General features: G+C 67.6%; 10 protein-coding genes. 2 read left to right on the forward strand and 8 right to left on the reverse strand.

All coding sequences use genetic code 11. The features are described 5' to 3' along the window. Window positions 1–16: 16 nt before the first annotated feature. The 5 genes from ACOQPH_RS10670 to ACOQPH_RS10690 form a co-directional block, all read right to left on the reverse strand. Window positions 17–370: an SCP2 sterol-binding domain-containing protein gene (locus ACOQPH_RS10670; RefSeq protein WP_420621376.1), complete on the reverse strand. Its 354-nt coding sequence runs from the start codon at window positions 368–370 to the stop codon at window positions 17–19. Continuing rightward, window positions 367–1,224, reverse strand: a complete 858-nt coding sequence (locus ACOQPH_RS10675; protein WP_420621377.1) for a PIG-L family deacetylase — start codon at window positions 1,222–1,224, stop codon at window positions 367–369. Before ACOQPH_RS10675 ends, ACOQPH_RS10670 begins: the two co-directional genes overlap by 4 nt. A gap of 121 nt (window positions 1,225–1,345) precedes the next feature. After that, window positions 1,346–2,569: a potassium channel family protein gene (locus ACOQPH_RS10680; protein WP_420621378.1), complete on the reverse strand. Its 1,224-nt coding sequence runs from the start codon at window positions 2,567–2,569 to the stop codon at window positions 1,346–1,348. Window positions 2,570–2,773: 204 nt separating this feature from the next. Beyond that, the gene (locus tag ACOQPH_RS10685) at window positions 2,774–4,015 is read right to left on the reverse strand and encodes a magnesium transporter (protein ID WP_420621379.1); all 1,242 of its coding nucleotides are present in this window, start codon (window positions 4,013–4,015) and stop codon (window positions 2,774–2,776) included. A 320-nt stretch (window positions 4,016–4,335) separates the two neighbouring features. After that, window positions 4,336–5,007 (reverse strand): TlpA family protein disulfide reductase, encoded by a 672-nt coding sequence (locus tag ACOQPH_RS10690; protein WP_420621380.1) that lies wholly within the window; start codon window positions 5,005–5,007, stop codon window positions 4,336–4,338. Between the two features lie 94 nt (window positions 5,008–5,101). Here ACOQPH_RS10690 and ACOQPH_RS10695 point away from each other — a divergent pair, with 94 nt between their 5' ends. Further along, window positions 5,102–6,139: a hypothetical protein gene (locus ACOQPH_RS10695; RefSeq protein WP_420621381.1), complete on the forward strand. Its 1,038-nt coding sequence runs from the start codon at window positions 5,102–5,104 to the stop codon at window positions 6,137–6,139. Between the two features lie 15 nt (window positions 6,140–6,154). On the opposite strand, the gene ACOQPH_RS10700 is transcribed toward ACOQPH_RS10695, so the two are convergent. The 3 genes from ACOQPH_RS10700 to ACOQPH_RS10710 form a co-directional block, all read right to left on the reverse strand. Next, the gene (locus tag ACOQPH_RS10700) at window positions 6,155–6,361 is read right to left on the reverse strand and encodes a hypothetical protein (RefSeq protein WP_420621382.1); all 207 of its coding nucleotides are present in this window, start codon (window positions 6,359–6,361) and stop codon (window positions 6,155–6,157) included. A 51-nt stretch (window positions 6,362–6,412) separates the two neighbouring features. Further along, on the reverse strand, window positions 6,413–6,751 hold the full coding sequence (locus ACOQPH_RS10705; RefSeq protein WP_420621383.1) for a type II toxin-antitoxin system RelE/ParE family toxin: 339 nt from the start codon (window positions 6,749–6,751) through the stop codon (window positions 6,413–6,415). Between the two features lie 76 nt (window positions 6,752–6,827). Next, window positions 6,828–10,343, reverse strand: a complete 3,516-nt coding sequence (locus tag ACOQPH_RS10710; protein WP_420621384.1) for an error-prone DNA polymerase — start codon at window positions 10,341–10,343, stop codon at window positions 6,828–6,830. Between the two features lie 142 nt (window positions 10,344–10,485). Here ACOQPH_RS10710 and ACOQPH_RS10715 point away from each other — a divergent pair, with 142 nt between their 5' ends. Then, window positions 10,486–11,982 (forward strand): amidase, encoded by a 1,497-nt coding sequence (locus ACOQPH_RS10715; RefSeq protein ID WP_420621385.1) that lies wholly within the window; start codon window positions 10,486–10,488, stop codon window positions 11,980–11,982. Window positions 11,983–11,986: the final 4 nt, after the last annotated feature.

The following is an 11,986-nucleotide window of genomic DNA, read 5'->3' on the forward strand; positions in this document are numbered from 1 at the left end:
GTCAGCCCTGCCTGAATCAGTGGGGCGCTGCAAGCGAGCCAGCGTTACGCCAGGCCGGCAGCAGCTCCAGCCAGAGGGCCATGTCGCCGGAAACCTTGAGATCGCCCGCCATGTAGTGCTGGGCGGGGTCGGCGTCGCCGCAGACCATGTCGGCGGCGAGCTGCCAGGGGGCTTCGAGGGTCAGATCGGCGCCCCGGGTGGTGCCAGGAGCAGCAGCGGTCAGGACACCGGATTCGAAGGTCAAGCTGGCGCTCACCTTGCCGTCGGGACCGCCGGCGGTCTTCATCACCACGGTGCCCGACACGCCGCCGAGCGGCTCGTGGCCGGCTGCGGCCCAGCTCGTCAAGAACTCCTCGTCGAGGAAGCTCACCGGCGCAGCCCGGCGAACAGGTCGTTCTCCATGGGCTCGGTCGAGATGCGCGACTCGAGCAGCATGTACTCCTCATAGGGATGGACGGAGTCGGCCACGTCGTCGGGCAAGCCGAACCAGAACGGTGAGTTGGGATCGACCTGGGTGGCATGGGCCAGCAGCGCCTTGCGCCGCACGGCGTTGTTGACCTCGACGACTGCGGTGATGCGGTCGTCGCGGCTGGGCCGCCCCAGCCACTTCTCGTCGAAGGGCGATTCAAGGTTCAAGTCCAAGAAGGCTTGATGGATGAGGCGCATGCGCTTGTGGGACCACACCGGCGCATACATCTTCATTGGCGTGAAGGGCGGTCCGCACTCGGGGCGCCAGGCGGGCTCGCCGGCGTGGGCGAACGCCGGAATACAAATGGCCGTGACCTGCAGGTGGTCGGGGTGCGGGTAGCGGGACTGCACCAGCGGGTAGGTCAAGATGACCTGCGGGCGAACTCGCCGGATCACCGTCACCAGCCTGGCGACTGCCTCGTCGAGGTCGGCGTTGGCAAAGGCGTCAGGGTGAGCGTTGGCTTCGGTGTCGGGCATACCCGAATCGCGGTAGCCGAGCATGACCGCCTGGTCGTAACCGATCTCGGTCGCTGAGGCGTCGAGCTCCCCTCGCCGGATCTCGGCCAGGTTCTCGGTGACTTCGGGCCGGTCCATGGCCGGGTTCAGGATTTCGCCCTCTTCGCCGCCGGTGCAGCACACGAGCGTCGTGCGGATGCCCTCATCGGCGTACCGGCGGACGGTGCCCGCCCCCTTTGACGCTTCGTCGTCAGGGTGGGCATGCACCGCGAGAATTGACAGTCCAGAGTCCGCAGACATCGGCGGTCAATTTATCGGTGTCAGCTCAGTTCCGACCCCCCGTCGGATGCCGCCGGTCAAGATCTCAGCGGAAGACCTACCGGGGTCAGCTCAGTTCCGACCCTCCGTCGGATGCCGCCGGTCAAGATCTCAGCGGAAGACCTACCGGGGTCAGCTCCACGTGGCCGGTTTCCTCATCGATGTCCATGGAGTAGCCGCAGATTGCAGCAAGACGATCGCGCCCCTCCTCGGGACCCGACGCGATCAGCTCGTCGCCCACCCACAGCCGCACCGTGCGGGGCGGGTTGTAGATGTAGCTGGCGGCGCGGCGGATGGCCAGCACGTGATAACCGGGGTCCACCGCCAGCCCGAGCGACCCAAGCGTCGAATCGTCGGCCTCGGACGCGGGTGCCACCGGCACCTGGACAACGACATCGTCGGTGTCGCCGAGCGCAAGCGCCAGCACCGGGTGTATGTCCTCGTCTTCGAGCACGAGGGACACGATGTTGCGGGCCTGATCGCCGATGTCCTCGGCAGCCTCAGCGACGTGCAGCAGGCCGCGCAGTCCCGCAGGGTCGGCCTCTGCCGGGTGGGCTATGTCCGCAGCTGCGCGCAGCACCCAGGTCTGCATGGAGACCTTCATGCCATCGAGTCGCTCTTGCATAGATCGCACCTCGCGGGCGAGAGACAGGTCATCCAGCACCAGCGCTGAATAGGCCAGCCCGATGGCCGCTTCGGACAGGTTCTTCATCTCGACGAGCGTGTCCACGGCCCGGTCGAGATCGCTAAGCACCGGCGCCGCGTCGGGCTCAGGCGGGTTCCAGCGCTCCATGGCCGCCAGCTCGCGTAAACGCACGATGCCCGCCGGATCGCCGCGCATGAACAGCACATCCCCCGGTTCGATGATGCTGTCGCCGCCCACATCGGTCAGCCAGTGGCGCCCGCGCTGGATGGCAACCACGCGCATGCCGACTGCCACGGGCAGCTCCATGTCGCGCAGCGGCCGGTTCGCTAGATGGCTGCCCTCGGCCACCACGAGCCGGTGCGAGACTTCGACGGCCTGTGCCAGATCCACGATGAGCCCCCGGGGAATGCCCAGGTGGTGCAACACGATCTTGGCGATGTCGACGGCAGCGTTCGCGATCTGCTCGATGGACGACACCACCTGCAGCACCGAGCTCATGCCGTCAACCTCGCGCGGATGCCGCACGGCCAGCATCGCCAGCGATCGCATCTCGTGCACGAGGTTGGACATGTTTTCTTCGAGGCCCAGCACGGCATCGGCCATGCCCTCGTCGTCGAAGTAGAGCGCGGCGTAGGCCAGATCGACCATGAGCTCGGAGGCGTCCTTGGCCTCCGAGAGCATGGACTTCAGATTTCGAGGTTTGTCTTCAGGGTCTGATCGCATTTCAGATCGTCAGCAGGCAGCGCGACGAGCTCCGTTCAACTTGGGGACACGATTGCGCCGCTGCCCACAGCGTAGGCACAGCGGCACGGGGGCGGGGAAGGCGTTTATTCACGACAGGCAGTCGCACTTGGCCTGTCATGACAGCCGCTCGCATCTCGCCTGTCATGACAGGCCGACCCAACTGACGGCCAGCACAAGTGCTGCGGCACCGGCCAGGTCGACCGTGCTGTTCACGAGCGGGATGCCGTAGGTGTCTGGGTCCACGCCGATGCGCGTGGCGAGGACTGTGCCGTAGTAGGCGATTGCACCCGCCAGCGCCGTGGCGATCATTCCGCCGATCAGCGAGATGGCCACGAGCCGAAACAGGCCTGGCGACGACATCGAGAACACAAAGGCAAAGACGTTGGCGAGTACGCCGTTCAGCACAAATACCGGAACGGTGAGGGTGAAGGCGAACAGGATGTCGAGGCGGGCACCTCGCTGCGGCAGCGCTCGGGGCTCGATGACGCCGAGATGCAGCTTGCTCGACAGGCGGCTCGACAGGATGCCGCCGATGGCGCCCGCAGCTGCGAGGCAAGCGGGCACCAGGATGAGCACCGCCCGCTTTTCCACGAAATCCTCGAGGCGGTGCTCAATCACGACGCCCGCCACGATGAGCACTAGGCCGCCGACGCTCAGAACGGGTACCGACTCGCGCAGGATCGCCCAGAGCTGTTCCAGTCCTGACCGCCACGCCCACACCATTGCGGCGACGGCCCCGATGACGCTGGCTACCGCAATGAGTGGTGTCAGGGCGGTGGTTCCCACCAGGTAGCTGGCCAAGAACAGTGCCGGCAGCGTGACGACGTCGCCCACGGCGGAGATGAGCGGGGCGCTGACGTTGTCGAGATCCCACCCGCGCCGCGTGGAGCTCGCTGCGAGCCCCAGCGTGACAACGAGCACGACAACCGATGCCAGCTCGGCCCCGACGACCGACACCACGATGAGATCGGTGATGCCGATGATGTTCGACAGCCCGAAGACCGGCGCCAGCACCTTGGTCATCACGCCGAGCGTCACGGCCGTCACCAGCGTCAGCACGGCCGCGGCAATGACGTTCTGGCCGACGATGGTGTCGCTGCGAGCCGTGGAGCGGAAGGTGCCGGCGTGAATTGTCGTGGCGAGCCGGCTGCCGAGCGCGCCGAAAATGTCACCGCGCATGCCGATGGCAGCAGGTACCAGCACGAGCAAACCCGGCAGGCGCTCGAGCGTGCCGGTGACCGCCGCCAACAACACGCCGGCTGCGGTGGCAGTCAGGCTGCTGACGGCCAACGCGGTGAGGCTCTGGCGGGCGCCGGTGACGTCAGGGCCGAGCAGACCGCGCAGGAAGCCCAACGGGTGCAGCTTGCCCACCGGCTGGAGCACCCTGGATTGTCCGAGCGCTCCGGCACGACCGATGAACCGAGCGCTCTCGCGGCCGAACCGGGCACTCTCCCGGCGCAGCCGATGAGTCTGTGCAATCCGCGGCGCTCGACGCGCCCTCTTACGGCTCGGGCGCAGCAGACCACGGCCGGCCCCCGCAGCGGCGCGCCGGGTCTGCCTGCTCGTGCGCCTCGGGGCGCGGCGCGACGCGGAATCGCCCTCGGCCATACGCCAAAGGGTGGCAGCCGCAGGACCCGACGCGCGAGATGTGATCCCGGCCCCGGGAACTCGCGGTCGGTTCGGGATGAGCGGTCGAGCGAGAATCAGCCGGAAGGTTCGAGCAGGGTCGCAAAGAAGGCGGCGAGTTCGGTCGGCCCGACATTGCCGGCGAACCGCAACACCACAGCGTTATCCGCATTGACGGCCACGAGGTACGGCACCGACGCCAGGCCGAATGCATCAACGACCGACAGCGCCGACGTGTCGGCCATGACAGGGTGCTGCCAGCCTTTGTCGCGCAGCCATTTCTCCGGCGGATGATTGCCGCGTGTGGAGTCTTCGAGCACAGAGACTGCGAAGAAATCCACACCGGCGGGCAACTCGTTTGTCTCCAGCCACTCCGTGAGATCGGCCACCTCGGCCTGGCAGTGCGGGCACCAGTGGGCGTAGAAGGCGATGACGATCGGACGCCCCTGGCTCTCGATACGCACTGCTTCGCCGGTGAGCAGGTCGGTGCCAACCACGACCGGCGGTGTGCGGCCGACGGCGGGGTCGTCCTCCAGTTGGTCGAACTTCGGCAGCGCGGTGCCGGACACTTGCGTCGGACCTGGTGTCGTTTCTTCCACAGATGCCGTGTCTTCCACAGACGTCGTGGCCGCGGACGTGGCTGGTGCGCTCGTGGCTCCAGCAGCCGTGTCAGCGGGTAACGCCGGCTCTCCACCACCGCAGGCCGCTGCCAACGCCACCGCACACAGACCGATCAAGGCTCGCCGCATAGCCGACAAGGCTAGGCACCACATCGACGGCGCCCGACTCGGACGAGAGACGGGAGCCCGGGGGTTGATGGACGACCGATGGCAGACTTGGCCCGTGGAGACCCGCCAGCTCGAATCGACACCCGGCTTCGTCCTCTATGACCTGCCCGGCGCTCAGCACTACGTCGGGGAGACCCGCCTCGGCAGCCGCCTCATCCCCGGCAACGCGACGATGCTGGTGCGGCACATCACCTACGTATTCGCCACCCTCGAGCAACAGCGCAGCGGCGCCAGCGTCGGCTTGAAATCCGACCCGTCCGACGCCGCCAGCGCCGTCGAGGCTCTGGCGACCGAGCTGGCCGACGATTTCACCAGCGGCAAACTCTCGACCGGGCCGGGTCTGCGGCTTGATGCCGAGCTGCTGGCACCGGTGCTCGCGCACGACCAGCGCAATCTCATCGGCAACGACGACCGCGACGGCATCTCGTTCAACAGCGAGCTCATCGGAGTCGGCACCACTTCGGCGGCAGCCAGCCTCGTAGACGGCCTCGACGGCAAGCGCATCGCCATCGAGGGATTCGGCCCCACAGGAGTCGGCATCGCACGCGAAGCCGCGGCCGCCGGTGCCATCATCGTCCGTGTCGCCACGGCGAAGGGGTGTGCGAACGGCCAACTCGACCCGGTAACGCTCGCCGAGGCCTGGCTGGCCGACGGCGAGATGTGCGTGGCCACGCTGTCGGGCAATGGCGAGCCGGCAAAGCCGTGGACAGTCTGGAAGGACGACGTCGACGTGCTGTTCTGCGGCTCGAAGCCTGCGGCCATGTCTGGCGACGGCGCATCGACGGCGGGCGCCACACCGGTGGTCGCGTTCTCGGCCGCAGCGGTGTCGTCGAAGGCGCTGGCAGTGCTGCGCGCCGCTGGCACCCCGGTCGCTGCTGACTTCGTTGCCGCCGTCGGGCCGGCGCTGGGGTGGTGGGCTGACCCCGCGCTCACACATGAGGACCTGCGTGCCGCTACGGCTGACACCGTCAATGCGATCATGTCGGAGACCGCCAGCCATGACGACGGCCCGTTCATGGCCGCGTGTTACAGGGCTGAGGCGTTCCTGACGACCTGGCAGGAAGAGCTGCCCTTCGGCCGACCGCTCGGCTGACCTGCCCGACGGCTGTCAGTCGTTGCGAGCTGCAGCTATCGGTGCCGCCTCGGCTTCGGCTCGGCTCTCCGATTCTCGCTCATATTCCGCTTCGCCTTGGGCCAAATAGTCGTCGGCCTCCACCAACAGCTGGTCGGCATTGGGATGCTCTCGAATGAACTTCTCGTTCCATTCCGTCGTGGGACGGAGATCGAGCGGTTGACGTCGGCGGAACAATGCCATCACGTTCACGCTAGCGCCGAGGGCCGTCGTAGGGCGTTGCGCGTATCCGCTTCATGAGCTTGTGGTCAAGTGCCTGTCGAACAAAGCGTCGGCCTGGCGGACCATCTTGTTGTACCAAGAGCGCCCGCCGATACCTGCCTTGTCGCCCCCGCAGAGCAGAATCGCCCTCCGCTCGGAATCGAAGGCGAAGAACCCTCGGAGAGTCGGGGAAGGACGCAACTCCTTCATGTTGGAATGCTTCGAACCAGATACTGAGTCAACATGGGGTCGGCCGAGCCGCGGTCCGTCCGTGGCGAGGCGCTGCTGCAAGCGCACGAGACGCGCCTTGTCCCGATCAGAGAGGGAAGCGCGCCATTCCCGGTATTCCTGGGTGTCGAGCACTTCCCACACAAGCTCGCCACTGTAGGAAGGGGTGAGACAGAGCAAGCGTCCAATTTCCGCGTACTGTGATTGCTCGGTCTGCGAACTAGCGGAAGTCGCGGCTTGCTACCGAAGCAGCCACATCGAGCGCTTCGAACCTCTCGGCGATCACGTTCGCCACACCCTCATGACGCTCGAGACGGCCTGACGCCACCAGCGCGGGTAGGTCCCTCACCACCGAGCGGTACCGCATCCAGCATCCTTTCGATACCACTACATTCACCAGACCTGTCTCGTCCTCAAGATTCAGAAACGTTGTGCCCCCAGCCGTCATGGGGCGCTGGCGGTGCGTGACCAAACCGGCGACGCGGATCTTGCCCGGTGGGCACGTGAGCAGTTCCGCTGCCGTGCGGATCCCTGCCGCTGACAGCCCGTCCCGCAGGAATCGCGTGGGGTGACCGTTGGGAGAAACACCTGTCGCCCACAGATCTGCAGCAGCGGTCTCGATCCCCGACATCGACACAAGCGGCGGCGGCGATGCCCCGGTCACAACTCCAGGCAGCCGATCCGCACGTGCTTGATGCACGGCCCCTGCCGTCCACAGTGCTTCGCGCCGCGACAGCCCAAAGCAGTCGAACGCTCCAGCGGTGGCCAGCGCCTCCAGCGCCCGCAGTCCCACATCGGTCCTGCGGCACAGGTCCTCCATATCGCGGTAAGGACCGCCGACAGCAATCCGCTCGGCAAGCTCGTCGCCCACCCCCCGCACCGACGACAGCCCTAGCCGGACTGCCACTCCCCCAGCAGAGACACCACACAGCTCCAGCGTGGCCATCTCGGAAGACAGGTTGATGCAAGGCGTGTGCACCACCACGCCGTGGCGGCGAGCATCCTGGCACAGCGAGTGTGGTGAGTAGAACCCCATCGGCTGCGCATTCAGCAGCGCTGCGCAGAATGCTGCGGGATAGTGCAGCTTGATCCACGCCGAGGCGTACACCAAATGGGCGAACGACACCGAGTGGCTCTCGGGGAAGCCGTAGTCGGCGAAGGCGACCATCTTCTCCCAGACCCGCTCGGCCACGTCGCCGACCAGCCCCCGTTCGGCCATGCCCTCGAACAGGCGCTCACGCAGGCGGCCCATCCGCTCGCGGGACCGCTTGGCACCCATGGCCTGGCGCAGCTTGTCGGCTTCGGCCGCGGTGAACCCGGCAGCGTCGATGGCCATCTGCATGAGCTGCTCCTGGAACAGCGGGATGCCCAATGTCTTGGCCAGCGAGTTCTCGAGCAGGGGATGCAGGTAAGTGACCGGCTCGGTGCCGTTGCGCCGCCGGATGTAGGGGTGCACCGAGCCGCCCTGGATGGGGCCGGGGCGGATGAGCGCAACCTCCACCACCAAGTCGTAGAAGCAGCGAGGGCGCAGCCGCGGCAAGGTGGCCATCTGGGCACGTGACTCCACCTGGAAAACGCCGATGCTGTCGGCCCGGCAGAGCATGTCGTACACCTCGTCTTCCTGCGGGAGCCTGCCGAGGTCCACCTCGACGCCGTGCGCGTCGGCGATCAGGTCGACGGCGTAGTGCAGGGCCGACAGCATCCCCAGCCCCAGCAGGTCGAACTTCACCAGCCCGATCGCTGCGCAGTCGTCCTTGTCCCACTGCAGCACCGAGCGGTTGACCATGGTCGCCCATTCGGTGGGACAGACCTGCGTCACCGGCCGGTCGCAGATGACCATGCCGCCTGAGTGGATGCCCAAGTGGCGCGGCGCTCCTTCGAGCGCGGCAGCCAGCTCTGCTACGTCGGCGGGAATGCTGGGCTCGTTGCGACTGGGCTCGTTGCGACTGGGCTCGTTGCGACTGGGCTCGTTGCGACTGGGCTGTTCGACTGTTGGCTCGGGCCCCGCGTCACGCCAGTCGCGCTCACGCGGACGATTGCCCGAGCGCTGAGGGGAGTCGGGCCCGGTCACCGAAGGCAACGGGCTGTACCGGTCCAGCGATTTCGACCAGGCATCGGCCTGGCCGGATTCCCACCCCAGCGCTCGGGCCATGTCACGCACCGACGAGCGCGCCCGGTAGGTGATGACGTTCGCCACCTGCGCTGTGTGAGCGCGGCCGTATCGCTCGTACACGTACTGGATGGCCTCCTCGCGGCGGTCGCTCTCGATGTCGACGTCGATGTCGGGCGGCCCGTCGCGCTCGGGCGACAGGAAGCGCTCGAACAGCAGCCCCAGCGCAACCGAGTCGACATTGGTGATGCCGAGCGCGTAGCAGACCGCTGAGTTCGAGGCTGAGCCGCGGCCCTGGCAGTAGATGTCGCGGCTTCCGCAGAACGACACGATGTCGGACACGACCAGGAAGTAGCCGGCGAAGCCGAGATGGTCGATGAGGTCGAGCTCGTGGCGTATCTGTGCCCAAGCGCCCGGTACCCGTTCGGCCTCTGGGGGGCCGTAGCGCTCCAGTGCGCCTTGGGAGGTGAGATGCCGCAGGTACGACATCTCGTCGTGACCGTCGGGACACCGATACGGCGGCAGGTTCGGCGCTATCAGCGACAGGCTGAACGCGCAGTCGCGGCCGAGCTGCGAGGCCGCGGCCACCACGCCCGGCCAGCGGGCGAACCGGCGGGCCTGCTCGGCGCCGGATCGCAGGTGCGCCGTGGCCGACGGCGGCAGCCATCCATCCAGCTCGTCGAGGCTGCGCCGGGCACGCACGGCGGCCACGGCGGTGGCCAGCCGCCGCCCTGTGGGAGTGGCGTAGTGGACACCGTTGGTGCAGATCGGCTCGACCCCGGCCCTGATGGCCACCGAAGCCAATACGTCGTTGCGCTCGCTGTCGAGCGGGTCGCCGTGATCCCACAGCTCGACGAAGACGTTGTGGCGGCCGGCTGCTTGCGTGAGCCGGTCAAGCTGGGCTGCTGCTGCGCGCGGCCCTTCAGCGATGAGTGCTGCGGGGACGGTGCCCTTGCGGTGCCCGGTGAGGATCGCCCATTCGTCGCGGTGCGCCGCGGCGACCGCCAGGAACTCGCTCGTGTCGAGGCGCGGGGCGTGCTTGCGGCCCGCCATCTGCGCTGTCGAGATCAACTCGCCCAGCGAGGCGTAGCCGGACGGCGAACGCGCCAGCACCACCACGTGGGATCCCGCAGGGTCGGCGCACCCGGTGCGCTGCGGCTGTACTCGGCGCTGAGTGCCGGGCATCAGCTCGCCGGCGCCATGAGCGCCGGGCATCAACTCAGTGACGCCGTATGCGTCGAGCGTCAGCTCAGCACCGAACACCGTCGGCAGTCCGGCCTCGGCGGCAGCTTCCGCGAAGCGCACCACGCCGTAGAACCCGTTGTGATCGGTCAGCGCCAGCGCGTCGAGCCCCAGCCGCACTGCTTCGTCCACCAGCTCAGCCGGGCTCGACGACCCGTCCAGGAAGCTGAAGTTCGAGTGAGCGTGCAGTTCCGCATACGGCACCACCGAAGGCGGGGCTTGCGGCCGAGCGGCAAGTTCGAACCGCTCGCCGTCGACAGCGACGCTCTTGCCATAACTGTGCTCAATGCGCCGGCCCTTACTGGGCCGGCCGTGGGGTGGTGGCCGGTCGGACAGCCGCCGCTCCAGTTCCCGCCAGGAAATTCCCGGATTCGTGAAACCCACGGCGCCACACTAACGAACAAAAGTTCCCAGAACAAGAGTTCTGAGAACAGAAGTTCTATCGCCTCGCTTGCCTCGGCGCGGCCACCTCGGCGCGGCCACCGCGTCTCGTGACCCCGAGACCGAACCGAACTACGTTGCGCCCATGGCTGAGACATCACCCACTGGCGCATCAACTGGCACATCTACTGGCGCACCAGCCGAAGACCTGCCCGACGGCGTGGCCACCGCCGAGCTGTTCGCCTCGGGAAAGGCCTCAGCCGTCGAATTGCTCGACGAGGCCATCGCCCGGGCCGACCGGGTGAACCCCGAGATCAACGCCATCATCGGGAGACTCGACGACAGCGCACGCCGAGCGGCTGAACGGCTCGATGCCGCACGCGACGCAGGCGAGGCGGGCAGTTCTCTGGCAGGTGTCCCGTTCCTCACCAAAGACCTGACGTGCACAACCGAGGGACAGCCCTACCACGCCGGCAACGCAGCACTCAAAGAGGCCGGCCACACCGCATCGAGCACCGCTCACCTCGCCGTCATGTTCGCCGAACTGGGCCTGGTGAACTTCGGACGGACGAACACGCCCGAGTTCGGCCTGACCATCACCACCGAACCGCTCGCGTACGGCCCCACCGCCAACCCCTGGAACACCGGTCATTCGACGGGCGGGTCCAGCGGCGGGTCCGCCGGGGCGGTTGCTGGGGGCATCGTGCCCATCGCCCACGCCAACGACGGGGGCGGCTCCATTCGCGTGCCTGCTGCAAACTGCGGGCTGTTCGGGCTGAAGCCGAATCGGGGGCGGGTCTCGCTGGGACCCGATTCGGGCGACGGCTGGTCCGGGTTCACCGTCGACGGCGTGGTCAGCCGCAGTGTGCGCGACAGCGCCCGCGTGCTCGACGGCATCAGCAGCCCGTGGCCGGGCGATCCCTACTGGGCACCGCCGCCGTCAGGCACGTTTGAGTCCGCAGCGGGGCGCGAACCGCGGACGCTGCGGGTAGGCCTGTGCGCACACTCAGAGTGGGGCCCGGTGGATCCCGAGTGCAGTCAGGCAGTCGAAGACGCCGGGTGGTTGCTCGAGAGCCTCGGCCATCAGGTCGACTACTCGGCACCCGACGAGCTGTTCCATGAAGACTTCTTCGAGCACTTCCGCACGATCGTGTCGGCATGCAACGTGGCAATGCTGGCCGGCTTCGAAGCCGCCGTGGGCCGACCCATGGCGCGTGTCGACACCGAAGGCGACACCTGGGCGCTGATGGAGATCGGCCGGAAGGTGACCGGTGCGCAGTACGTATCGGCCGTCGAGTGGTGCCATGCGTGGACTCGGCGGCTGGCCGAATGGTGGGGCGACCATGACGTCCTGGTCTCGCCGATCATGGCCGAGCCGCCCCCACGGCTAGGCGAGCTGCGCAACCCCGAGACCGGCCGCGGCCGGCTGAACGACCTGCTGCAGTTCACGGCGCAGTGGAACGTGGCCGGGCAGCCGGCGATGTCGGTGCCGCTGCACTGGACTGCGGGCGGCCTGCCGGTGGGCGTGCAATTCGTGGGCCCACATGCCAGCGAGGAGATGCTGCTGTCGCTGGCCGGCCAGCTCGAGCTGGCGGCCCCATGGGCGGGCCGCACCCCGCCCGTGTGGGCGGGGACTGGCTGACGCA

This window comes from Candidatus Poriferisodalis sp., assembly GCF_965221945.1.
Taxonomy (GTDB): domain Bacteria; phylum Actinomycetota; class Acidimicrobiia; order Acidimicrobiales; family Poriferisodalaceae; genus Poriferisodalis.